General features: G+C 62.8%; 25 protein-coding genes and 1 pseudogene. 22 read left to right on the top strand and 4 right to left on the bottom strand.

Going from position 1 to position 21653, the window contains the following annotated elements:
- The 7 genes from ccoO to ccoS all read left to right on the top strand — a co-directional run.
- Positions 1 to 545: cytochrome-c oxidase, cbb3-type subunit II (ccoO, locus tag Q1V57_RS13225; RefSeq protein ID WP_300531745.1), on the top strand; the 545-nt coding region annotated here is incomplete at its 5' end.
- 4 nt (positions 546 to 549) lie between these two features.
- Positions 550 to 726 (top strand): cbb3-type cytochrome c oxidase subunit 3, encoded by a 177-nt coding sequence (locus tag Q1V57_RS13220; RefSeq protein ID WP_300531742.1) that lies wholly within the window; start codon positions 550 to 552, stop codon positions 724 to 726.
- 4 nt (positions 727 to 730) lie between these two features.
- Positions 731 to 1642, top strand: coding sequence for a cytochrome-c oxidase, cbb3-type subunit III (gene ccoP, locus Q1V57_RS13215; protein WP_300531739.1), 912 nt, complete (start codon positions 731 to 733; stop codon positions 1640 to 1642).
- 42 nt (positions 1643 to 1684) lie between these two features.
- Positions 1685 to 3172 (top strand): cytochrome c oxidase accessory protein CcoG, encoded by a 1488-nt coding sequence (ccoG, locus tag Q1V57_RS13210; RefSeq protein ID WP_300531736.1) that lies wholly within the window; start codon positions 1685 to 1687, stop codon positions 3170 to 3172.
- Entirely contained in the window at positions 3172 to 3630 is a 459-nt protein-coding gene (locus Q1V57_RS13205; RefSeq protein WP_300531733.1) for a FixH family protein, read from the top strand. Before ccoG ends, Q1V57_RS13205 begins: the two co-directional genes overlap by 1 nt.
- On the top strand, positions 3627 to 5813 hold the full coding sequence (locus Q1V57_RS13200; RefSeq protein WP_300531730.1) for a heavy metal translocating P-type ATPase: 2187 nt from the start codon (positions 3627 to 3629) through the stop codon (positions 5811 to 5813). The genes Q1V57_RS13205 and Q1V57_RS13200 overlap by 4 nt, the downstream gene beginning before the upstream one ends.
- Entirely contained in the window at positions 5813 to 5989 is a 177-nt protein-coding gene (gene ccoS, locus Q1V57_RS13195; RefSeq protein ID WP_300531727.1) for a cbb3-type cytochrome oxidase assembly protein CcoS, read from the top strand. Before Q1V57_RS13200 ends, ccoS begins: the two co-directional genes overlap by 1 nt.
- Positions 5990 to 6186: 197 nt before the next feature.
- Here the strand turns inward: ccoS and Q1V57_RS13190 are convergent, their stop codons facing one another.
- Positions 6187 to 6939 (bottom strand): DUF2189 domain-containing protein, encoded by a 753-nt coding sequence (locus Q1V57_RS13190; protein WP_300531724.1) that lies wholly within the window; start codon positions 6937 to 6939, stop codon positions 6187 to 6189.
- Positions 6940 to 7056: 117 nt separating this feature from the next.
- Here Q1V57_RS13190 and Q1V57_RS13185 point away from each other — a divergent pair, with 117 nt between their 5' ends.
- From Q1V57_RS13185 to Q1V57_RS13175, 3 genes are all read left to right on the top strand, one after another.
- Positions 7057 to 7758 carry a sulfite exporter TauE/SafE family protein gene (locus Q1V57_RS13185; RefSeq protein WP_300531721.1) on the top strand — a complete coding sequence of 234 codons (702 nt, stop codon included), beginning with the start codon at positions 7057 to 7059 and terminating at the stop codon, positions 7756 to 7758.
- A 90-nt stretch (positions 7759 to 7848) separates the two neighbouring features.
- A complete protein-coding gene (locus Q1V57_RS13180) occupies positions 7849 to 8379 on the top strand; it encodes a hypothetical protein (RefSeq protein ID WP_300531720.1) in 531 nt (176 codons plus the stop codon).
- Between the two features lie 66 nt (positions 8380 to 8445).
- A complete protein-coding gene (locus Q1V57_RS13175) occupies positions 8446 to 9504 on the top strand; it encodes an isoaspartyl peptidase/L-asparaginase family protein (RefSeq protein ID WP_300531717.1) in 1059 nt (352 codons plus the stop codon).
- Here Q1V57_RS13175 and Q1V57_RS13170 read toward each other — a convergent pair whose 3' ends face one another.
- On the bottom strand, positions 9505 to 10416 hold the full coding sequence (locus Q1V57_RS13170) for a LysR family transcriptional regulator (protein WP_300531714.1): 912 nt from the start codon (positions 10414 to 10416) through the stop codon (positions 9505 to 9507).
- Between the two features lie 104 nt (positions 10417 to 10520).
- Between Q1V57_RS13170 and Q1V57_RS13165 the strand changes: the two genes are divergently transcribed.
- The 3 genes from Q1V57_RS13165 (at position 10521) to Q1V57_RS13155 (ending at position 12850) form a co-directional block, all read left to right on the top strand.
- The gene (locus Q1V57_RS13165; protein WP_300531711.1) at positions 10521 to 10985 is read left to right on the top strand and encodes a hypothetical protein; all 465 of its coding nucleotides are present in this window, start codon (positions 10521 to 10523) and stop codon (positions 10983 to 10985) included.
- Positions 10986 to 11121: 136 nt separating this feature from the next.
- On the top strand, positions 11122 to 11772 hold the full coding sequence (locus tag Q1V57_RS13160) for a carbonic anhydrase (protein ID WP_300531708.1): 651 nt from the start codon (positions 11122 to 11124) through the stop codon (positions 11770 to 11772).
- 61 nt (positions 11773 to 11833) lie between these two features.
- On the top strand, positions 11834 to 12850 hold the full coding sequence (locus tag Q1V57_RS13155; protein ID WP_300531706.1) for a fumarylacetoacetate hydrolase family protein: 1017 nt from the start codon (positions 11834 to 11836) through the stop codon (positions 12848 to 12850).
- Positions 12851 to 13729: 879 nt separating this feature from the next.
- Here the strand turns inward: Q1V57_RS13155 and hspQ are convergent.
- The gene (gene hspQ / locus Q1V57_RS13150) at positions 13730 to 14065 is read right to left on the bottom strand and encodes a heat shock protein HspQ (RefSeq protein WP_300531703.1); all 336 of its coding nucleotides are present in this window, start codon (positions 14063 to 14065) and stop codon (positions 13730 to 13732) included.
- Between the two features lie 303 nt (positions 14066 to 14368).
- On the opposite strand from hspQ, the gene Q1V57_RS13145 reads away from it, so the two are divergent.
- The 8 genes from Q1V57_RS13145 to Q1V57_RS13110 all read left to right on the top strand — a co-directional run bounded on the left by Q1V57_RS13145 (position 14369) and on the right by Q1V57_RS13110 (position 20775).
- The gene (locus Q1V57_RS13145; RefSeq protein WP_300531700.1) at positions 14369 to 15397 is read left to right on the top strand and encodes a Ppx/GppA phosphatase family protein; all 1029 of its coding nucleotides are present in this window, start codon (positions 14369 to 14371) and stop codon (positions 15395 to 15397) included.
- Positions 15394 to 16146, top strand: coding sequence for an RlmE family RNA methyltransferase (locus tag Q1V57_RS13140; RefSeq protein WP_300531697.1), 753 nt, complete (start codon positions 15394 to 15396; stop codon positions 16144 to 16146). The genes Q1V57_RS13145 and Q1V57_RS13140 overlap by 4 nt, the downstream gene beginning before the upstream one ends.
- A gap of 181 nt (positions 16147 to 16327) precedes the next feature.
- On the top strand, positions 16328 to 17797 hold the full coding sequence (gene guaB, locus Q1V57_RS13135; RefSeq protein ID WP_300531694.1) for an IMP dehydrogenase: 1470 nt from the start codon (positions 16328 to 16330) through the stop codon (positions 17795 to 17797).
- Positions 17798 to 17891: 94 nt separating this feature from the next.
- Positions 17892 to 18308 (top strand): MAPEG family protein, encoded by a 417-nt coding sequence (locus tag Q1V57_RS13130; protein ID WP_300531691.1) that lies wholly within the window; start codon positions 17892 to 17894, stop codon positions 18306 to 18308.
- Positions 18305 to 18670: a DUF3088 family protein gene (locus Q1V57_RS13125; protein WP_300531689.1), complete on the top strand. Its 366-nt coding sequence runs from the start codon at positions 18305 to 18307 to the stop codon at positions 18668 to 18670. The genes Q1V57_RS13130 and Q1V57_RS13125 overlap by 4 nt, the downstream gene beginning before the upstream one ends.
- Before the next feature lie 209 nt (positions 18671 to 18879).
- On the top strand, positions 18880 to 20190 hold the full coding sequence (locus Q1V57_RS13120; protein ID WP_300531686.1) for an RsmB/NOP family class I SAM-dependent RNA methyltransferase: 1311 nt from the start codon (positions 18880 to 18882) through the stop codon (positions 20188 to 20190).
- Positions 20191 to 20234: 44 nt separating this feature from the next.
- Positions 20235 to 20504 carry a DUF4160 domain-containing protein gene (locus tag Q1V57_RS13115; protein ID WP_300531683.1) on the top strand — a complete coding sequence of 90 codons (270 nt, stop codon included), beginning with the start codon at positions 20235 to 20237 and terminating at the stop codon, positions 20502 to 20504.
- Entirely contained in the window at positions 20494 to 20775 is a 282-nt protein-coding gene (locus tag Q1V57_RS13110) for a DUF2442 domain-containing protein (protein ID WP_300531681.1), read from the top strand. Before Q1V57_RS13115 ends, Q1V57_RS13110 begins: the two co-directional genes overlap by 11 nt.
- Here the strand turns inward: Q1V57_RS13110 and Q1V57_RS13105 are convergent.
- Positions 20772 to 21371: a YceI family protein gene (locus Q1V57_RS13105; protein WP_300531679.1), complete on the bottom strand. Its 600-nt coding sequence runs from the start codon at positions 21369 to 21371 to the stop codon at positions 20772 to 20774. The two genes, Q1V57_RS13110 and Q1V57_RS13105, sit on opposite strands and share 4 nt — an antisense overlap.
- Before the next feature lie 114 nt (positions 21372 to 21485).
- On the opposite strand from Q1V57_RS13105, the pseudogene Q1V57_RS15970 reads away from it, so the two are divergent.
- Positions 21486 to 21653: pseudogene (locus Q1V57_RS15970) on the top strand (GMP synthase (glutamine-hydrolyzing)); the annotation flags it as partial.

The following is a 21653-nucleotide window of genomic DNA, read 5'->3' as shown; positions in this document are numbered from 1 at the left end:
AGGGCTGCTATGTCTGCCACAGCCAGATGATCCGTCCGATGCGCGACGAGGTCGAGCGTTACGGTCATTACAGCCTGGCAGCCGAGTCGATGTACGACCGACCGTTCCAATGGGGCTCGAAGCGGACCGGGCCGGACCTGGCCCGCGTCGGCGGCAAGTATTCGGACGAATGGCACCGTGACCACATGCGGGCACCGACCTCGGTCGTGCCGGAATCGATCATGCCGCCTTATCCCTTCCTGGAGACCTCGGAGCTGGCCTACACCAATATTGCGGCCAATCTGCGGGCCTTGAGCCGGGTCGGCGTGCCGTACAATGCCGAGCACATCGAGAATGCTGTGTCCGACGTGCGCACCCAGCTCGATCCCTTTGCCGATGATTATGACGGCTTCCAGGCCCGCTATCCGGGCGCTGTGATGCGTGATTTCGACGGCAATCCGGATGCGGTGACCGAACTCGACGCGCTGATCGCCTACATGCAGGTGCTTGGCACGATGGTGGACTTCTCCACCTATGAGGCGGAAGCCGACGAGAATCTGAGGTAGCGCGATGTATGAGATCCTATCCAGCTTCGCGCAGACGTGGGGCCTCTTGCTCTTCGTCGCGCTCTTCCTCGGCGCTTTGGCCTATGCGCTCTGGCCGAAAAACCAGCAGCGTTTCGACCAGGCCGCGAATGCGCCCCTGAACGAATCCGACACGCCGCTCGATGCGGCAAAGGGGGACTGAGATCATGTCCGACAAGAACGATATCGAACGCGATGATCACACCGGCACCGAGACCACCGGCCATGAGTGGGACGGTATCAAGGAGCTCGATACGCCGCTGCCGCGGTGGTGGCTGTACATCTTCTACGCCACCGTCGTTTGGGCCATCGTCTACATGGTCTTCATGCCGGCTATTCCCGGCCTGCCGGGCATGCCGGGCGATGGCGACCATACCCGCGGTCTGCGCAATCACTCCGAGCGGGTGAATGTTGTGGCGGCACTGGAAGCCCTCGAAGCCTCCCGCGAAGCCGGTTATGCCGCGCTTGAAGGGGCGAGCATCAGCGAGATCGAGAATGATCCCCAGCTGCTGCAATTCGTCACCGCAGCCGGCGATGCGGCTTTCGGCGATAATTGCGCCACCTGCCATGGTGCCGGCGGTCAGGGGTTTGTGGGCTATCCCAACCTCAATGACGATGTCTGGCTCTGGGGCGGTTCTTACGACGCCATTCGCGAGACGCTGCTCTATGGCATCCGTGCCGAGCACGACATGACGCGGTTCTCGCAAATGCCGGCCTATGGCCGTGACGAACTGCTGACCACGGCAGAGATCGAGGCGGTGGCCGATCATGTCCTCAGCCTGTCCGGCGAGGGCGAGAGCAATCCCCTGGGCCAGCAGGTCTATGCGCAGCAATGCGTGACCTGTCACATGGAAGATGGCCGCGGTGATCGCCTCCAGGGCGCACCGAACCTGACCGATCGCGAATGGCTTTACGGTTCCAGCCGTGAGCAGGTGATCAACTCCATCTATCGTGGTCCCTACGGTGTCATGCCGGCCTGGGAAGGCCGTTTGGACGACCGCACCATTGATGCCCTGGCTGCCTATGTCTTCCTGCTGGGCGGCGGTGAGGCTGCGACAGCTGGTCCCACGGGTCAGTAGGTCGCATAGTCTCCGTAAAAAAATCCGGGTCTAAGAACTGCCATGACTGATACGCAGAATACCAGCATGGCAGCACCCGGCGTCCGGCAATCCAAGGCCGAGGCGGTCAATACTGCCGAGACGCGTGAGCTCTACCAGGCGCGTCAGCAAATCTACCCCAAACTCGCACATGGACCCTTCCGCCTGCTCAAATGGGTGATGATGGCCGTTGCGCTGGGGATTTATTACTTCCTGCCGTTTGTGCGCTGGGAGCGAGGCGAGGGCATGCCGGACCAGGCGGTCCTGGTCGATTTCGCCAATAGCCGTTTCTACTTCTTCTTCATCGAGATCTGGCCCAACGAGATCTACTACATCACCGGGCTGCTGATCCTGGCCTCTTTCGGCCTGTTCCTGGCGACCGCGCTGCTGGGCCGGGTCTGGTGCGGCTATGCCTGTCCGCAGACGGTCTGGACCGACCTCTTCATCATGGTCGAGCGCTTCTTTGAAGGCGATCGCAATGCCCGCATGCGCCTGGACAAGGCCAAGTGGAGCTTCGACAAGGCCTGGCGCAAAGGCGGCAAGCACGCGGTCTGGCTGATCATCGCCGCGGCCACAGGCGGGGCCTGGATTCTCTATTTCCACGACGCCTTTGACCTGCTGGAAAACTTCTTCTCCGGTCAGGCGGCGCTGTCTTCCTACCTCTTCGCCGGCATCTTGACCTTCACCACCTATACGCTCGCCGGCACAATGCGTGAGCAGGTCTGCATCTATATGTGCCCCTGGCCGCGTATCCAGGGCGCCATGACGGACCGCGAAGCCCTCAATGTTACCTATCGCTTTGACCGGGGCGAGCCGCGTGGCCGTCACAAGAAGGGCGAGAGCTGGGATGAGCGCGGCGATTGCATCGACTGCAAGCAGTGCGTTGCCGTTTGCCCGATGGGGATCGATATCCGCGATGGCTCGCAACTGGAATGTATCCAGTGCGCGCTGTGTATCGATGCCTGCGACGACATCATGAAAAAGATCGAGCGGCCGACCGGGCTCATCACCTATGAGACCGACGATAATGTCGACCGCTACGCCGCCGGCGAGAAGCCGCGCTACCGTTTTATCCGTCCGCGCACCCTGGTCTATGCCGGAGCGTTTGCGATCGTCGCCCTGTTCATGCTCGGCGCCCTGATCACCCGCGAGGAGCTGCAGCTCAACGCCCAGCGTGATCGTAATCCGAATTATGTCCAGCTGTCGGACGGATCCGTGCGCAATGGCTATAATCTGAAAATCGTCAACAAGGCCGGCGAGCCGCGCGAGCTCGATCTGACGCTTGAGGGCGGCGATCCGGCGATCCAGGTGCGCGTTCTGGGCGCGGCTGCGGAGACGCCGATGCGTCTGCCTGTCGGCGCCGATCAGACCCAGGACTTCATTCTTTATCTCACACTGCCCGCTGACGCGATTGACAGCCAGCGGGAAGAATTCGTCTTCCGCGTCACCGATCCGGTGACCGGTGAAACGGCAACAACGCGTTCCGTTCTGGTTACAGGGGTAAATCCATAATGGCTTGGTTCCGTCCGCTCCGCGGCTGGCATGTGCTGGTCATGATCCTGCTCTTCTTCGGTGTGACCATTGCGGTCAATGCGACCTTCATCACCCTGGCTGTGCGGACCCATCCGGGGGAGGATGTGCCGCGCTCCTACATGCAGGGCGTGAACTATAACGACACGCTCGAGCGCCGTCAGGCGCAGGCGGCCATGGGCTGGTCGGCGCGCTTCAACCGGGTCGAGGGTGCGCTCCTGGTCGAGGTTCTGGACCGCTCCGGTGCTGCCGTTACCGAGCTGTCGCTGGAGGGGCTGATCGCCCACCCGACGGATACCACCCGCGACTGTGCCCTGGTCTTCGCCGAGACCCGTCCCGGTGTTTATCAGGCGCCAATTCCGTGTGAAGCGGACGCGGGTTGGAGCCTGCGGGCGCGCAATACCGGTGCCCGCCCGTTCGAATTCGTGAGTGAATTGTGACCGCAATCGACGCGACCCATACCGGTTTTGTCCCGGCCTCCCAGGCCGACCCGACGGCCTTCGTGCGCCGGGTGGACGGCCATAATGAGCTCGACCTCATGGTGCGGGGAGCCAGTTGCGCCGCCTGTATCGCCCGGATTGAAACCGGGATGAGCGAGGATGAGCGGGTTGAGAGTGCGCGTTTGAACCTGTCGACCGGCCGTCTGGCCCTGAGCTGGCGCGGTGAACCGGAAGCCGCCCGCGAGCTGATCAGCAAACTGGCCGCGATCGGTTATCCGGCTACGCCCTATGAGCCTGAAGCGGACAGTGACCCGCAAATGGTGGAAGAAAAGCGTTTGCTGCGCGCCCTCGCGGTGGCTGGCTTTGCCATGGCCAATGTGATGCTGCTCTCGGTCGCCGTCTGGTCCGGTGTCGGGGAGATGGATGCGTCCATGCAGTCGCTGATGCACCGGATCTCGGCGCTGATCGTGCTGCCGGCTGCAGCCTATGCCGGGCAGCCGTTTTTCCGTTCGGCCTGGCAGGCGCTCAAACACCGCCACGTCAATATGGATGTGCCGATCTCCTTGGCCGTTTTTCTGGCCTGCGGCCTGTCGGTCTATGAGACCTTCATCGGCCATGGCGATACCTATTTCGACGCGGCGGCGATGCTGCTCTTCTTCCTGCTGATCGGGCGTTTTCTCGACATGCGGTTGCGGGCCAAGGCGAGCCAGGCAGCGCGCGGCCTGGCGGCGATGCAGGCGGCGAGCGCCAACCGGGTTCTGCCCGATGGCCGTATCGAAGCCATTCCGGCGCGTGAGGTTGTGGCCGGTGATCATCTCCTGCTCGCCGCGGGCGACCGGGTACCCGTGGATGCCCGTGTGGTTGAAGGCGAGGGTGAGCTGGATGGCTCCCTGGTGACCGGTGAGACCGCACCCGTTGCGGCTCAGCCGGGGGCGCAGCTGTTTTCCGGCATGCTCAATCTCGACGCCAAGCTGGTGATCGAGGCCATTGCCGACCGGGATAATTCCCTCCTGTCCGAGATCACCCGGCTGGTGGAAGCCGGTGAGCAGTCGCGCTCGCATTATGTCCGCCTGGCGGACCGGGCGGCCAAGCTCTATGTGCCCATCGTGCATACCCTGGCGGCCCTGACCCTGGTCGGCTGGTTTGTCCTCTTGGGTGAGCCCCGGCCCGCTATCATCAACGCCATCGCGGTCTTGATCATCACCTGTCCCTGCGCGCTGGCTCTGGCCGTGCCTGCGGTTCAGGTCGTCGCCTCAGGCCGGCTTTACAGTGAAGGCGTGCTGGTGAAATCGGGAGATTCGCTGGAACGCATGGCGGGGATCGACACAGTGGTGTTCGACAAGACCGGAACCCTGACCGAAGGGCGGCCGCGCCTGGTCAATGCCGCCGAGATTTCTGCTGAACAGCTCGATATCGCCGCGCGCCTGGCCCGTACCAGCCGTCACCCGCTCTCGCGGGCTGTGGCTGATGAAGCCGGAATGGGCGAAACCGCCGACAAAGTCACCGAAACGCCGGGCGGTGGGCTCGAAGGCGAAGTGGACAGCGTCAAGGTGCGCTTCGGTTCGGCCCGTTGGCTGGGGCTGGAAAGCGGCGCCGACCCGCATTCGGAGGCCTGGTTATGTATGGATGGGCGCGAGCCGGTGCGCTTCCGCTTCGAGGACCAGCTGCGCGCTGAGGCCCGCCGTACGGTGAAGGCCTTCAAACAGCGTGGCTGCCGGGTCATCCTTCTGTCCGGGGATCGCAAAATCCCGGTCGACCACATCGCCGGCCAGCTCGGGATCGAGCTGGCCTTCGCCGAGCTCAAGCCGCAGGACAAGATCGCCAAGCTGCAGGACATGAAGGCGGACGGGCTCAAGGTCTGCATGATCGGCGACGGCATTAATGACGCGCCGGCGCTGGCTGCCGCCGACGTGTCCATTTCCATGGCTTCGGCGGCGGAAATCTCCCAGGCCGCATCCGATTTCGTGCTCCAGGGCGACCGTCTCGACAAGGCTGTGGTCGCCGCAGAAGTCTCCAAGGGCGCCAAGCACCGCGTGCTGGAGAATTTCGGTCTGGCCGTGATCTATAATATGATCGCCGTTCCGCTTGCGGTCGGTGGTTTCGTCACCCCGCTGATCGCGGCGATCGCCATGTCGGCATCGTCCATCCTGGTGACGCTCAACGCGCTGAGGCTTGCTCGCTAATGACTATGCTGCTCTGGATGATCCCGATTGCTCTTATGATGGGCTTTCTTGGTCTGGTCGGCTTCATGTGGAGTTTGAAGTCGGGCCAGTATGATGATCTCGATGGCGCCGCCCAACGCATCCTGATGGATGACGAGGCCCCGCTCAGCGACCCGGCGATGTCGACGGACGACTGAGCCGGACGACGCTGCGCTGGGGTGCTGGGGCCACTTGGCCGATCTGTCCCGCTTGTGGAGCGATCGTCACGGGTCCGCGGGCTGACCTGCTCAAAACCAACCCTGCCCACAAGCAAGCGCACGCCCGGCGCACGTTGCTGATGGGGCAGTGCTCAGCCGTTTGGCGGGCCGCGATGCCGGATCAATTCGACACCGGATCAGTTCGACGGGCGCGGGGCGAAATCCTTGTAGGCATGCCAGCTGGCATGCGCGATCCAGGGAAAGGCGAGGGCCAGACCGATCAGGAAGAGGGCGCTACCGGCGATAACCCAGAAGGCGATCAGCCAGGCCCAGGTGATCATGACAAATGGTTGGCTGAAGACGGCGCGGATCGAAGCGATCAGAGCGGTGATGGCGTCGACATCCTGATCAACCAGCATCGGGAAGGTGAGGACCGAGATCGAGAAAGCGACAGAGGCCAAAAAGGCGCCGACCAGTGTGCCGACAACCAGCAGCGTCAGGCCGGCCGGATCGGTCAGCATGTAGTTGATGAAGGGACCAAGCTCGAACGGGCCTGCCGGGACGATGCCGATATAGAGGAATTGCGCGGCGCGGAACCAGACCATCAGGAGCAGCGCCAGCAGCACGCTCATAAAGCCAATCTGTGTCAGACGCGCCGGGTAGCGAGTAATCATGATCCGGAAGCGTGGCTTCTCGCCGCGCTCCATCGCCCGGCTCACCTGGTAGATGCCGATCGCCAGGGCCGGGGCCACCAGAGCGAAGCCAGACATGGCGACGGGAATGCTCGATTGCTGGCCGATGGCCCACAGCCCGACCACGATCGCCAGTCCCGCTCCGACAAAGATCAGCCCGTAAAGCAGGGACACTTGCGGTGCGCGAACGAAATCTTCCCAGCCGGCCTTGAGCCAGCTCCAAGGCGCATCGCGCCGGACTTTATTGAGCGTAACCATGATCTTCCTCCCCGTGCATACTCGCCTGACAAGCCTTTGCTGGCTTTGCGGCATTACGCCACACAGTTTTTAAGGTGATTTGCGGGTTATGTCTCAACTCTCGGTGCGGGGACTGACGTGGATATTTCACCTTTTACACTCCTGGGAGGCTTGCTGGCCGGTTTCGCCTCGTCCCTGCACTGTGCCGGGATGTGTTCGGGTATTTCCGCCAGCTTGATGTTCACCCTCGCGCCTGAGGACCGTCAGGCCCAGCATCGGGTGATCCTGCTCGCTCAGCTCGGGCGCATTGGGGCCTATGTGAGTGCCGGTATCGTCCTCGCCGCGGCGGGAAGCTCGCTCTACTTCGCGGCTGACCGGGCCGTGATGTTTGATCTGATGCGCTGGGCTGCGGCCTTCACCCTGCTTTATATCGGCCTTTCCGTAGCCGGCTGGGCGCCCGCCCTGGCCGGTCTGGACCGCGCCGGCAGCGCCGTGCTCAAGCGCCTGCCCTTGCATGGCGGTGCCCGGATCAGTTCGGCCAGCCCGTTCCTTGCCGGTTTCGTGTGGGGGTTCTTGCCCTGCGGGATGGTCTATGCGGCGCTGTTTTACGCCATGCTGTCGGGCTCGCCTCTGACCGGTGGGCTGATCATGGCCGGTTTCGGTCTTGGAACTCTGCCTGCTGTCCTGGCATCCGCCATGGGCGCGCGCCAATTACTGGCCTGGTCGCACGATACGCGCATGAGAAGCCTGGTCGGATTGTCGATTGTCGTGCTGGCCTTCGCGTCTGCCGCCTTGCCATGGCGGGCCATCGCCGCGCTGTGCGGCTTTCCCGTCGAGTAACGCACGGCCTTGTGAATTCTTTCGTACAGACCCGTGAGCACCGGGGCTTTAGTCTGCTCGCCAATCGCAACACATGGATTGGAGGAGCCAATGGCTCTGAGCGCGCTTTTGGTTTCACTCTGGCTGACATCCAGCCTCGCCGGTGAGGACGAGGAAATGATGCTGGGGCAGGTCACCCCGTATGAGAGCGCAATTCTGGTTGAGAATGCCGGCCAGCTCTTCGGTCTGCAGCTGACCTCGCGCCGTAACCGGGTGTGCCAGGTTCGCATCTATGCCCGGGGCGAGGTGCCGCGCACGGCCCAGTATTGTTCCGGTCGCGTGGTCGCCCGGCTGGTTCGCCAGTCAGCCAATGCGGTTTTGCCGGATGGACAATACGCGCAAGGCGTCAGCGCCTGCCTCAACCGGCACGGCAAGATCGCAGCGGTCAGGCTGCACCCGCAAGACGGCGCGGCGGTGACAGCCCGGGTTCATGACTGTGATGGCGACTATGAGACCGTCACCTGTGACGCTGGTTGGGCGGTCCAGGGACTGAACCTTTATTTTGATGGCGCCGCCGGAGGGCGCGGCAATAAACAGCTGGCCGGCATCCGGCCGCTCTGCGCACCGGTCCCGGCGCTCTAGGCCATCCGCTCTTGCGCTTGGCGAGAACTGCTCCACACTCCCTGCAGAGATTTGGGGAGATCTGACATGCGTAATTTCATCCTGGCGGCAATGAGTGCCGCGCTCCCGACCGCGCCGCAGGCACTTGGCCAGGACCGGCCGGACTGGGCCCTGGTCGTCCATGGCGGTGCCGGTGTGATCGAACGCGGTGCCATGACGCCGGAAACCGAGGCGGCCTATCGTGCCTCCATGCAGGCCGCGCTCGACCGGGGCGAGACGGTTCTGGAAGCAGGCGGCAGCGCTTTGGATGCCATCGAGGCGGTGATCCAGGGAATGGAAGATGATCCCCTCTATAATGCCGGACGCGGTGCCGTATTCACGGCCGCGGGCCGCAATGAACTGGATGCGTCGATCATGGACGGGGCCACGCTCAATGCCGGCGCTGTCGCCGGCGTGACCCAGGTCCGCCACCCGATCACCCTGGCCCGTGCGGTGATGGAGGAAAGCCGCCACGTCATGCTGCAGGGCGAGGGCGCCGAGACCTTTGCCGTGGAACAGGGCCTGGAAATGGTTGCTCCCGCGCATTTCTTCACCGAGCGTCGCTGGGCCTCGCTGGAGCGCACACTCGATCGTCTGGGGCTGGATATCCCGCCGCGCCCGGAAGGCGCACCGGACCCGGAGCCCGTCGATCACGGCATGCTTGACCGGGATGCGCGTGAACACCGGTTCGGCACGGTTGGCGTGGTGGCCCTTGATCGCGCAGGCAACATCGCCGCAGGAACCTCGACCGGCGGCACCACCGCCAAGCGCTGGGGCCGGGTCGGCGACAGCCCGATCCTGGGGGCCGGAACCTATGCCAGCAATGAGTCCTGTGGCGTGTCTGCGACGGGAACGGGCGAGTTCTTCATCCGCCTGACCGTGGCCAGCCGGATTTGTGCGCTGGTGGAGTTCCAGGGGCTGTCCCTGCAGGCAGCAGCTGACCAGGTCATCCAGGACGAGCTCACCGCTCTGGAGGGCGATGGCGGCATTGTTGCGCTCACCCCGCAGGGCGATATCGCCTGGTCCTTCAACACGCCGGGCATGTATCGCGCCAGCCTGACGGCCGGCGGCAAACCGGTTGTGTCGATCTATGGTGACGAGGACTGATCAGGCGAGGCGGGACGGGACGCCCTTTTCGAAAAAGGCTGCGTCCCGTTTCATTTCCGCAATGATGTGATCGAAGGCGGCGCGGATGCGGCCGCTTTTGCGCACGGTCTCGTGGGCGACGACCCAGAGGTCGAGTGAAGTCTCGAAATCCGGCAGCAATCGCTTCAGCCCGTCATGCTGGGCAGCGAGGCGGTGCGAGGTGACACCGATACCGAAACCCGCTTCCAGACCTTTGACATGGCTGGCCGGGCTGTTGGCCTTGAAGGCAATATGCTTGGGCAGGACGGGACTGCCCTGTTCCGTGCGCGGCCAACCGAAATAATCGCCCTGGCTCCAGGCGACGCAGGCATGATCTGCGAGATCCTCGACACACGCTGGTTCGCCCTTGCGCTCGATGTATTCCTGCGATGCGTAAAGCCCGGCGCCGACCGTGGCACCGCGACGGCCGACCAGGCTTTGCTGCGTGCCCGGCCCATTCCAGCGCAAGGCGATATCGGCTTCGCGGTCGGCCAGGTTGGCCGGGTGGTTCTTGATCGCGATCTCGATCCCGATTCCGGGGTTGTCGCGCTGGAAGCCGGCGAGGGCGCCGGGCAGCCAGTCCGCACCGATACCCTCGGAGGCCGAGACCACCACCAGGCCGGACAGGCTCTGGTCCTGGGCAATTGCAGCGCGATGAATGGCGGAGGCCTCGTCGCGCATGCGCTGGGCATGAGAGGTAATCTTCTGACCCAGCGGGGTCAGTTTGGACTGTCCGTTCTCGCGCTCGAACAGCGGTTCTGCCAGTCGGGCCTCCAGCGCCTGCAGGCGTCGGGACACGGTCGGCTGGCTCACACCCAGCTCTTGAGCGGCGGCGGTGAGGCTCCCGGTTTCGGCAACCGTGAGACACACGAGATAGTCTGACCAATCATCCATACAAATATGAATACAGAGAATAGCAAAATCGTCAATTCCATTCACATAACTTCGTTCTAAAACTAAATGCTGTTCACTTTGGTTTATCCCCCCAGGAGGGCGTTATGCTCCGTTCCATCATTCTTGCCGGTCTCGTTGCAGCTGGCTCCGCTTCCGTTGCCCAGGCTCAAACGTGTGACGCCGAGCCGACCTTCGCCGCTCAGCGTGGCGCCGGCGGCCTGATCCGCGCACAATTGGGTGCCGTGTCTCGTGGTGAGTGGGCCCAGGCCATCCACTTCGGTGGTGAAGTTGCCGAATCCGGCGCCTCTCCGCGTCTCAAGGCCGTTGCCCTGAACAATACCTGCATCGCTTATGCCGAGAGCGGCGAGTTTGAAGCAGCAATCGCGGCCTGCAATGAGTCGCTCGAGCGTCGCGGCGGTAACTGGCACGCGCTGAACAACCGTGGCGCTGCTTACTGGCTCGCTGGCAATCGCGGTGCGGCTATTGCCGACTTCGCGGCTGCTGAAGAAGCCAAGTCCGGCGAAGAAGAAGTTGCTGCCAACATGGCGCTGGCCAGCTGCGCGTCCTAAACCCTTGCGCGCATAACCAGCCAAAAAGGCCGGGGCCCAACCCCCCGGCCTTTTTCTATGCCTGCTCGCCAATGGCAGAAACCATAAGCCAGGTAAGGGCTTGAAACCGGAGTGCGAGTGGGGGTATTGCTGTGTCATGATCGAAACCGAGTCCGATCTGGCACCCGATACGCTTTGCAAAGGCTATCGACGCTTCAAGTCCCGCCGCTTCGCGGTGGAGCACGATCTCTATGAGCAATTGTCCAAGGGGCAACAGCCGCACACGCTGGTGATTGCCTGTTCCGACAGCCGGGTCGATCCGGCGGTCATTTTCGACTGCGCTCCGGGCGAGCTTTTTGTCGTCCGCAATGTGGCCAATCTGACACCGGAATACTGCCCGGGCGGTGTGCATGGTGTGTCTGCGGCACTCGAATACGCGGTCAAGGTGCTCAAGGTGAAGGGTGTGGTGGTGCTCGGGCATCGTGAATGCGGCGGTGTCAGGGCCTGTGCGCACGGGCTCGACGACGCGCATAGTGAGTTTCTCGGCCCCTGGCTGGAAGTCATGCAGCCGGCGCGCGAGGAAGCGGTGCAATCGATCAATGGCGCGCCTGACACGCGATTGTGTGACCGGCTGGAGCTGGTCTCCATCCATCGCTCGGTCGAACGCCTGAAAGACTTCCCCTTCGTCGCCGAAGCGATCGAGAGCTATGGGCTGGAACTGCATGGCGCACGTTTCGGCATTGCCTCGGGCGAGCTGGAATGGATGCGCCCGGACGGCAGCTTTGAGACGCTTTCCGACAGACGCTGAGCTTGCCTCGCGGCGCGAGCGGCGTTAGCCAAGGCCTCCCGCCAACAGGAAGTGAGCAGACATGAAACTCGCATCTCTCAAGAACGGCCAGCGTGACGGCCGTCTCGTCGTTGTTTCCAAGGACCTGGCCTGGTTTGCCGATGCCTCGCGCATCGCTGCGACCATGCAAGCCGCACTGGACGACTGGGAGCGATGCGAGCCGGAATTGCGCTCGCTCTATGACGAGCTCAACCGCGAGACTATCCCGCGTGAGCGCTTCCATGAGCATGACGCCCTGTCTCCGCTGCCGCGTGCCTTCCAGTGGGCCGATGGCTCGGCCTACGTCAATCACGTCGAACTGGTGCGCAAGGCTCGCAATGCGGAAATGCCGGACAGTTTCTGGACTGACCCGCTGATGTACCAGGGCGGCTCCGACGCCTTCCTGGCGCCGCGTGATGATATCCCGCTTGGTGACGAGGCCTGGGGCTGTGACATGGAAGGCGAGGTGGCGGTGATCACCGGTGATGCGCCGATGGGGTGTTCGCTGGAAGAAGCGCGCGACTCAATCCGTCTGATCATGCTGGTCAATGACGTGTCTCTGCGCGGTCTCATTCCGGCGGAGCTGGGCAAGGGCTTCGGCTTTTTCCAGTCCAAGCCGCCGAGCGCCTTCTCGCCGGTCGCAGTGACGCCGGATGAGCTTGGCGATGCCTGGGCCGACAACAAGGTCCACCTGCCGCTGATCGTGCACTACAATAACGAGCCCTTCGGCGCTGCCGAGTGCGGTATCGATATGACGTTCGACTTCGCCCAGCTGGTCGCCCACCTGGCCAAGACCCGCCCGGTCACCGCGGGGACAATCGTTGGCTCTGGCACCATCTCCAACAAGCTCGACGGCGGTCCGGGCAAGCCGATCTCAGAGGGCGGTGTCGGCTATTCCTGCATCGCGGAGATCCGCATGATCGAGACCATCGCCGACGGCAAGCCGTCGACCTCCTTCATGAAATTCGGCGACACGGTGAAGATCCAGATGAAGGACAAGGCCGGCAAGTCGATCTTCGGCGCGATCGAGCAAACCGTTGTGAAATATGGCCGCGAATGAGGAGATGCCAATCGGGGGCGGTGATAGGGCCCCGCCGCCGATACTCTACAAGTATCTCGCATCGAACCGTTCAGACGTTGCGGTCAATCAATGCATGAGGGCTACACCATTCAACGAGTTTAGCGATGTGATGGATTCGCATCACGTGCTCGAGGGGGCGGTGTTGGATGGAACCAATGTAATTGGCAGCCGTCACGTTTCGGTAGATGTGGGCTCCCCAGAGGAGTTTGGATCGCACTCACGACGCAAAGCACTCAACGAGCTAGAGTCCTTCATTGAGCGCTCTTCGACAGATTATCCCGGATATAAAGTCCGTTCCATCAACATGGTCGGCGGCTTTTCTGAAGACCGCGCGATGGCACTTATGCGCAACGAGGTAGCTCGAACTACCTTCAATCGCTTACGCGGAGACCCATTGCTACTTTGTCTAACCACTAATCCCACAAGTCGTTTGATGTGGGATTTTTACGCTAGCGGTGGTCGTGGGTTTGTACTGGGCTTCCGATCTGGATCTGATTTTCTTCAGCCGCCCGTAGCCTCTGAGGTGAGCGAAGTTATGTACAGTGAAGCACCGTCCCGAGGGCCGGCTGCTGTGGGCGATTGGCGCCGCTGGCTGATTAAGCACACTGACTATCAGTTTGAGCAAGAATGGCGGTGTCAATATTCGCAAGAACATACCCGCCAAGTCTCTGCAAGCATAGGTGAAATCAACGTTGTTGGGTTCAAAAAATCCGATGTTTGTGACGCGATTTTTGGGCCGAGGGCGTGTGAGGCTTTGATAGATGAGGTTCGAGGGGCTTTGGGTGACGGGCCCCGGTACAGACGCCTAACTGTTGATTTTCCAGAATTCGGAGTCGAAGACTTGTCGCAACGCGAACATTAATTCGCCAGGCCGCCATCCGGCCGCAGCGGATATTTCACGCCGTCGAATTTCTCGAAGGTCTCGTCGATCTGGGGATGGCCAACCGGGCCGTTCTCGGCGTCCGGCAGCAGGTTCTGTTCGGAGACGTAGGCGCCGTAATAGCTCGTCTCATTCTCTGCCAGCAGGTGGTAGAAGGGCTGGTCCTTGTGCGGGCGGATATCTTCCGGGATGGCCTCATACCATTCCTCGGTATTGGCAAATTCCGGATCGACATCGACCACCACGCCCCGGAACGGGAAGAGGCGGTGACGGACCACGTCGCCGAGGGCGAATTTGGCTTGCCGGATATCCATGAGCATACTCTGACACGTCCTTGTTAATTTTGCGTGCGGCGATTGGCCTTGTCTCCCCTGCGGGATAGCCCGGTCGCTGCTTTGCGCGGTGCAATTGTACTCGCACCTCTCTTTCCTCTCTGATTTGAGGAGAGTATCCTCACTTTCAAGACCATTTTCAGGCTGAACCGTGACGCGCCGCAGTTGATGTGCAGGCCGCGCCCGGACAGCGAGGACAAAATCATGGCGGAGCCATCCCCCCGCGAAGGCGGGGGCCGGGAATCCGCCGGACGCAGACGGAAGCGGCGGCGTCCGCCGCCTCCAGTGTACGGCGCGATCGATCTCGGCACCAATAATTGCCGGATGCTGCTGGCTCAAAAGAGCGGGTCCAGCTTCCGTGTGGTTGACGCATTCTCCCGTGTTGTGCGCCTCGGTGAGGGGTTGCATGCGACCGGCGCCCTGTCGGACGCGGCGATGGATCGTGCCGTCGAAGCGCTCAAAGTCTGTGCCGACAAGCTGGGCCGGCAAAACGTGGTCAAGCATCGCGCCATCGCCACCCAGGCCTGCCGGCATGCCTCCAATGGCGAGGACTTCCTTGAGCGTGTGCGGCTTGAAACCGGCATCGTCTTTGACCTGATCAGCCCGGAAGAAGAGGCGCGCCTGGCCGTGCATGGCTGTGTCGATCTGCTTGATCCGGACCGCGATGCGGCGCTGGTGATCGATATCGGCGGCGGCTCGACCGAGCTGTCCTGGGTCGACCTGGCCGAATGGCGCCGTCGCGGCGGACCGGAAAGCGGCGGGCGTCCGCCGATGAAGTCCTGGTCCTCCGCTCCGATCGGCGTGGTGACCCTGTCCGAGCGCTTCCCGGAACGTGAGGACCGTGAGGCCTGGTACAACGAGATGAAGGCTTTTGCTGCGCGGCTGCTGAAAACTCCGCGCGGGGCGCGCTCCATGCGCGATGTGTTCGAACAGGGGCGGGCACATCTCGTCGGGACCTCCGGCACGGTGACGTCCATGGCCGGCGTGCATCTCAACCTGCCGCGCTATGATCGCTCCAAGGTCGACGGGCTCTGGATGGGCTGTGATGAGGCGATTGCCGCCTGTGACCGGCTCAAATCGCTCGATGTTGCCGGGCGCGCCCAGGAGCCGACGATCGGTTCGGACCGCGCCGAGCTGGTGCTGGCGGGTTGTGCCATCTATGAAGCGGTGGCGGAGAAGTGGCCGGCGGAGCGCCTGCGTGTCGGCGATCGCGGGCTGCGCGAGGGCATGCTGCTCAATCTGATGCGCAAACCGAAGCGGCGCCGCAACCGGCGCAAGAACAATCCTACCGGTGTTGAGGGCCAAGAGGCATGAGCGAGGACGATAACAAGCCGGACGGCGAAGGCGAGGAGCCCAAGGGCGAGGAGCGCCGCCGCCGCCGCTCGGGTCCGGTCACCAAGGGCGGTGATAAGCGCGCGGCCAAGCAGTTCCGTACGCGGGTGAAGACCGCGCGCGGCCGCAAGCTGTCCTCAACCCGCTGGCTCGATCGCCAGCTCAATGATCCCTACGTCAAGAAAGCCCAGATGGAGGGCTATCGCTCGCGCGCGGCTTACAAGCTGATCGAGCTGGATGAGCGTTTCAAATTCCTGCGCAGCGGCCAGCGCGTCGTCGATCTCGGCTCCGCGCCGGGCGGCTGGGTTCAGGTGGCGCTGAAAAAGGGCGCCAGCGAAGTCGTCGGCATCGACCTGCTGGAGATCGACCCGATCGAGGGCGCAACCCTGTTCCAGAAGGACTTCACCGAGGACGACGCCCCCGACATGGTCAAATCCGCCATGGGCGGTCCGGCCGATGTCGTCCTGTCCGACCTGGCACCCTGGACCACCGGCCATAAGAACACCGACCATTTGCGCATTGTCGGCCTGGTCGAGATGGCCGCCGAGTTTGCCTATGACACGCTCAAACCCGGCGGCACTTTCGTGGCCAAAGTCTTCCAGGGCGGCACCTCCGGCGAACTCCTCGACCAGCTCAAGGGCCGTTTTGCCAAGTGTCGCCACTTCAAGCCCGATGCGAGCCGGTCGGAGAGCGCCGAGACGTTTCTGGTCGCGACCGGGTTTAAGGGTTAGCCCTAATCATCCGCCATGCCCCGGCTTGTCCGGGGCACCTCAATGTCAACCTTTGTTGGCGAGTTCCCCCGGACAAGCCGGGGGATGACGGTTGTTGAAAGACACCGAATAACACGTTCCCCCGATTGACCTTGAGCGCCTGTCTGATATAGCGGCCCCGCAAGAGAGAAGGAGGTCTCCGATGGAGATTCGTGAAGGTCTGACCTTCGACGACGTGCTCTTGCAGCCCGGCCCGTCCGAAGTTCTTCCCGCCACCGCAAATGTGTCGACGCGCATCGCTGAAGATGTGTCGCTGAATATCCCTATGCTGGCCGCTGCCATGGACACGGTGTCCGAGGCGCGCATGGCGATTGCCATGGCCCAGGCGGGCGGTATGGCGGTGATCCACCGCAATCTGACCATTGCCGAACAGGCCGAGGAAGTGCGTCGGGTAAAGCGCTTTGAAAGCGGCATGGTCGTCAATCCGGTCACCATCGCCCCGACGGCCACGCTGGCCGAGCTCAAGGCGCTGATGGCCGAGCATCGCATTTCCGGCATTCCGGTGGTTGAGGGCGCGACCAATTCCACGCCGGGCAAGCTGGTCGGTATCATCACCAATCGCGATGTCCGTTTTGCCGACGACCCCAATGAAAAGGTCGGCAATCTGATGACGCGCGACGTCGTCACCGTGCTTGAGGGCGCGACCCAGGACGAAGCCCGCGCCAAGCTGCACAAGCACCGGATCGAGCGCGTGCTGGTGGTCGACAAGCAGGATCGCTGTATCGGTCTGATCACCGTCAAGGACATGGACAAGTCCGAACAGTATCCCAGCGCCGCCAAGGACAATCAGGGCCGTCTGCGCTGCGCTGCAGCGACGACGGTGGGTGATAGCGGTTTCGAGCGCGCCGAAGCGCTGATCGATGCCGGTGTCGACGTGGTTGTCATCGATACCGCCCATGGTCAGAGCCAGTCCGTGCTCGACCAGGTTACGCGGGTGAAGAAGTCCACCAATGCTGCGCGGATCGTGGCCGGCAATGTTGCCACCTATGACGGCGCCAAGGCGCTGATCGAGGCGGGCGCGGATTGCGTCAAGGTCGGGATCGGGCCGGGCTCGATCTGTACCACGCGCATCGTCGCCGGTGTCGGTGTGCCGCAATTGACCGCGATCATGGAAGCGCGCCGCGCCGCTGAAGGCACCGGCGCCCACATTATCGCCGATGGCGGGATCAAATTCTCTGGTGACATGGCCAAGGCCATGGCCGCGGGCGCGCACGCTGTCATGGTCGGCTCGTTGCTCGCCGGCACGGAAGAAGCGCCGGGCGAGGTCTTCCTCTATCAGGGCCGGTCGTACAAATCCTACCGCGGCATGGGCTCTCTGGGCGCCATGGCAGCCGGATCGGCCGACCGGTACTTCCAGAAGGATACCGAGCGCATGAAGCTGGTGCCGGAAGGCATTGAGGGTCAGGTGCCGTTCAAGGGCCCGGTCGGCCCGATCCTGCACCAGATGGTCGGCGGCCTGCGCGCGGCCATGGGCTATACCGGCTCGGAAACCATCACCGATCTGCATGAGCGGGCGCAATTTGTTCGCATCACCAATGCCGGTCTGCGCGAAAGCCATGTGCACGACGTCAAGATTACGCGCGAGGCGCCGAACTATCCGACGACGAGCTAAATCTGCGTATCGCAGCCAGACGCTGATGTGTCTGGCTGCACATCGCTGCGCCGACTAGCGTCCGCGCCTTCGTCCAGTATCAGGAGAATGTGCCATGCCGTCCGCGCTTTTGACGCCTGTTTTCGTCTACATCGCCTTTTGTTTCGTAATCATCGCCCTGATGGCCGTCACCCGTGTACGCGCCATCGCCTCCGGCGAATTGCGCGGGCGCCAGGTCAAGCTGGGTGAGCGTAACTGGCCCGAGGGCGCGCAGCGCGTCTCCAACGTGGCGCAAAACCAGTGGGAAACGCCGCTATTGTTCTGGGCCGCCGTGTCACTGGCCCTGATCCTTGAGGTGGATGCGCCGCTGCTGGTCGGCTTCGCCTGGCTGTTCGTGGCGGCTCGCATCGTTCACGGCATCATCTATATCAGCGTCAACCACATCCTCTCGCGCTTCTTGAGCTTTGGCGTCAGCCTGGTGGCAATGGCCGGGATGTGGGTGGTGATCGCTCTGGAGACCTTGAACGCATGATGCCTGAACAACCCGCCATCGAGACCGGCAAGGACCTGTTGTTTCTGCTCACCGGCCCCTGGGTCAATGAGGAGGGCGCCCACCGCCTGTGTGCGGATTGCTGCACGCTGGAAGGGGCGTTGCAGGTCAATCCGCACTGGGCCGAGGCGATCAGCCTCGTGCGGGTGGATTATCCGCGTCCGCGGCCTGAAATCATCGCGCTCTTGGACGAAAACAACCAGAATGCGCCGACCCTGATCCTGGCTGAGGGGACGCAGGCACATCAGCCGGTCGAAACGGTCAATGGCAAGCGCATCATGACCGATCCGGAAGCGATCTGCCGTCAACTGGCCGCCGTTTATGGCGGCGCTGCCCCGGCCTAGAGCAGTCAAACCTCCTCGCCCTTGATGGGCGAGGTGTCCCGGATGAAATCCGGGACGGAGTGGGTGCGCCGCCAAAGGCGGCCCGGAGAACCTAATTCCTGGCGGCTTTGCCGCCGCACCCTATCCGGCCCAACGCGTTGCGCTGGTCCACCCCGGAACAAGCCCGGGGCAGGCCTTTCCCATCAAGGGAAAGGAGAGGAGAGAGACAGATGAGAGATGGCGGACGTATCGCAGCAGCGATCGAGATCCTGGAGACGCTGGAAAGCCGGCATCAGCCGGTCAAGGATGCCGTTCGGGACTGGGGCAAGGCGCATCGCTTTGCCGGGTCCGGTGATCGCGCCTGGATTGGCGGTCTGGTGCTCGACGCCCTGCGCCACAAACTCTCCGTCTCCCATGCGATGCAAGATGGCAGCGCCCGGTCGCTGGCTCTGGGCACCGCCGGTCGCGTCTGGGGCATGAGCGCGGACGAGATCGACGAAATTTTCGAGGGGGACGAGCATGCGCCGGAGAAACTCAGCGAGGCCGAGCGCGACGGGCTGGCCCGGGACATTTCCGACGCCCCCATGCATGTCCGTGGCGACTTCCCGGAATGGCTGGAAGAGAGCCTGGTCCGGGCCTTCGGTGAGGCCGCTGCAGAAGAGGGGCGGCTGCTCTCTTCGCGCGCTCCGGTCGATCTACGGGTGAATGAAGTTAAGACCGAGTTTGAGCGTGCCGCCAAAGAGGTGAAGTCCAAACTTAAAGCAGTACATGAATCCGATCTGACCAAGCTGGGTCTGCGAATTCCGCTGCGTGACCCGCGCGCCAAGTCGGCCGCGGCCGAGAGTATTCCGGCCTATGGCAAGGGCTGGGTCGAGGTCCAGGACATTGGCTCCCAGCTCGCGGCCCTGGCCGCGGCCCCGAAAATGGGGTCCCAGGTGCTTGATTATTGTGCCGGAGCCGGCGGCAAGACGCTGGCGCTCTCGGCCCTGCTTCACAATACCGGTCAGGTCCATGCCTGGGATCTGGACTGGCGCCGCCTGCGCGCGATCTGGCCGCGTCTGAAACGCGCCGATACGCGCAATGTCCAAGTCCATGATGATAAGGAAAACGAGGCGTTAGACTCGCTTGTTGAAGCGATGGATGTAGTGTTTTGCGACGCGCCGTGCACCGGAACCGGGACCTGGCGCCGCCGCCCGGACGCCAAATGGCGGCTCAAGCCGACGGCGCTGGAAAAGCGCATGTCAGAGCAGGACACCGTGCTTGAACGGGCCCAGCGCTATGTGAAGCCGGGCGGCCGTCTCGTCTATGTCACCTGCTCGGTTTTGCCGGAAGAAAACGGCGACCGTGTCGCGGCCTTCCTGGAAAAGACCGAAGCCTTCAAACCGGTGCCGGCGATCGACGCGCTCAAGGCGTCCGGGGGGCTGGCTGAGGGGGCGGAAGACAAGCTCGAGGCCTGCGTCACCGATCTCGGCGCCCTGCAGCTCTCACCGGGACGCACGGATACGGACGGGTTCTATATCTGCGTACTGGAGCGGGTGTGATCCAGAGCACGGCCTGACGGCGGGCATGCGTTGTATAAGGCAACATGCCCATAATCTCGGTCTTTTTCGGCATCACGATCCGCATGTATTTTGGCGACCATCCGCCACCCCATATACACGCGAGCTATCAGGGCCAGGCAGCTCTGATCGATATTGGCTCTGGCCGTATTATCCGGGGTAGACTGACGAGTAGGGCTCTCAAACTGGTTCAGGAATGGCTGATCGGCCACAAGCCTGCTATTCTTGAGAACTGGGCTCGAGCGGAGGCGTTGGAGCCGCTGGAACGAATTCCCGGGCTCGATGATGACGGATAGTTTGACGACAATCACCCGTGTCAGTGTGAGCAGCGCTTCGACGCTGACCGTTCAATTCAGTGATGGCGCGACCGGCGAGGTGGACTTGAGTGCGCTGATTGCGCGTGCGACCCCGATGACCGCGCCACTCAGCGACCCGTCTTTCTTCGCGCGGGTATTTCTAGAGCAAGGTGCACCGACATGGCCAAACGGTTTTGATCTTGCGCCTTGGGCGATCTACGAGGACCTCAAGCGCGCGGGGCGCCTGCACCAGCCGGGGCGTTCAGCCTAGCGCGCAAACTCTAGCGCAAAACTCACCGGCACATCGGTATTGATGCTGTCCAGCCCGGCCAGTTCGCGCAGCGTGTTGATACCGTCGACTAGGCCGAGATCAGCCGCTTCAACCGTAATTGGTTCGACCGTGCTGACCCTGACCAGGTCCTCGCTCACGCGCGTGACCTCGACCTCGGCCCGCAGGTCGATGCTCTGGCCGACCATGTCGAGCTGGAAGGGCAGGCTGGCCGTACGGCTGGCGCCATTGGCGAGGCTCATGAACTGGCGCATCTCCAGCTGACCCGAAGCGGTCGCGAGCGGGTACTGGGCCGTCTGGAAGAGATGTTCGGCCATGCGTTCATTGCGGATATCGATGAAGCTCTCATGCGTGGCCAGGGCGATGTCGATACTGAACGCCCCGTCGGCAGAAATTTCGCCGGACAGGCCCGGGATTTCGTGTTCTTCCTCGATATCGCCCAGCTTGGTCGAGATGAAGCTGAGCTGTGACGCGTCGGTCTCAATCGTCCAGGCCGATGCCGGTGCGTCCTCGGCGGCCTGGGAGCAGGCGGCAACGAGGCTCAAAGTGGCGAGGGCAGGGATCAAAAGCGTACGCATGACATCTCTCCAATGGCTGGGGCGGAGCATAGGCTGGGGCGGCGCGAAGTCCAGCAATGCCGGGGATCAGCAAACAGCACTGGAAATCCGCTCTGACTCGCGCTATCGGGCCCCATGACGACGCCAATTCACGAAAAACTCCTCATCATCGACTTCGGCAGCCAGGTGACCCAGCTCATCGCCCGGCGCGTCCGCGAGAGCGGCGTTTACTGCGAAGTCCATCCCTATAACCGCGCCGACAAGGCCTTTATCGACGGCTATGATCCCAAGGCGATCATCCTG

Source organism: Maricaulis sp. (assembly GCF_030149425.1).
Classification (GTDB): domain Bacteria; phylum Pseudomonadota; class Alphaproteobacteria; order Caulobacterales; family Maricaulaceae; genus Maricaulis.
The sequence above is the reverse complement of the archived record's forward strand: the minus strand, read 5'-3'. Positions and strand labels throughout refer to the sequence as shown.

Bases quoted from the DNA above. Each gene is read 5' to 3' on its own strand.
- Q1V57_RS13220 (WP_300531742.1), top strand. From the start codon at position 550: ATGTATGAGATCCTATCCAGCTTCGCGCAGACGTGGGGCCTCTTGCTC.
- ccoP (WP_300531739.1), top strand. From the start codon at position 731: ATGTCCGACAAGAACGATATCGAACGCGATGATCACACCGGCACCGAG.
- ccoG (WP_300531736.1), top strand. From the start codon at position 1,685: ATGACTGATACGCAGAATACCAGCATGGCAGCACCCGGCGTCCGGCAA.
- Q1V57_RS13205 (WP_300531733.1), top strand. From the start codon at position 3,172: ATGGCTTGGTTCCGTCCGCTCCGCGGCTGGCATGTGCTGGTCATGATC.
- ccoS (WP_300531727.1), top strand. From the start codon at position 5,813: ATGACTATGCTGCTCTGGATGATCCCGATTGCTCTTATGATGGGCTTT.
- Q1V57_RS13190 (WP_300531724.1), bottom strand. From the start codon at position 6,939: ATGGTTACGCTCAATAAAGTCCGGCGCGATGCGCCTTGGAGCTGGCTC.
- Q1V57_RS13180 (WP_300531720.1), top strand. From the start codon at position 7,849: ATGGCTCTGAGCGCGCTTTTGGTTTCACTCTGGCTGACATCCAGCCTC.
- Q1V57_RS13175 (WP_300531717.1), top strand. From the start codon at position 8,446: ATGCGTAATTTCATCCTGGCGGCAATGAGTGCCGCGCTCCCGACCGCG.
- Q1V57_RS13170 (WP_300531714.1), bottom strand. From the start codon at position 10,416: ATGGATGATTGGTCAGACTATCTCGTGTGTCTCACGGTTGCCGAAACC.
- Q1V57_RS13165 (WP_300531711.1), top strand. From the start codon at position 10,521: ATGCTCCGTTCCATCATTCTTGCCGGTCTCGTTGCAGCTGGCTCCGCT.
- Q1V57_RS13160 (WP_300531708.1), top strand. From the start codon at position 11,122: ATGATCGAAACCGAGTCCGATCTGGCACCCGATACGCTTTGCAAAGGC.
- Q1V57_RS13155 (WP_300531706.1), top strand. From the start codon at position 11,834: ATGAAACTCGCATCTCTCAAGAACGGCCAGCGTGACGGCCGTCTCGTC.
- hspQ (WP_300531703.1), bottom strand. From the start codon at position 14,065: ATGGATATCCGGCAAGCCAAATTCGCCCTCGGCGACGTGGTCCGTCAC.
- Q1V57_RS13140 (WP_300531697.1), top strand. From the start codon at position 15,394: ATGAGCGAGGACGATAACAAGCCGGACGGCGAAGGCGAGGAGCCCAAG.
- guaB (WP_300531694.1), top strand. From the start codon at position 16,328: ATGGAGATTCGTGAAGGTCTGACCTTCGACGACGTGCTCTTGCAGCCC.
- Q1V57_RS13130 (WP_300531691.1), top strand. From the start codon at position 17,892: ATGCCGTCCGCGCTTTTGACGCCTGTTTTCGTCTACATCGCCTTTTGT.
- Q1V57_RS13125 (WP_300531689.1), top strand. From the start codon at position 18,305: ATGATGCCTGAACAACCCGCCATCGAGACCGGCAAGGACCTGTTGTTT.
- Q1V57_RS13120 (WP_300531686.1), top strand. From the start codon at position 18,880: ATGAGAGATGGCGGACGTATCGCAGCAGCGATCGAGATCCTGGAGACG.
- Q1V57_RS13115 (WP_300531683.1), top strand. From the start codon at position 20,235: ATGCCCATAATCTCGGTCTTTTTCGGCATCACGATCCGCATGTATTTT.
- Q1V57_RS13110 (WP_300531681.1), top strand. From the start codon at position 20,494: ATGACGGATAGTTTGACGACAATCACCCGTGTCAGTGTGAGCAGCGCT.
- Q1V57_RS13105 (WP_300531679.1), bottom strand. From the start codon at position 21,371: ATGCGTACGCTTTTGATCCCTGCCCTCGCCACTTTGAGCCTCGTTGCC.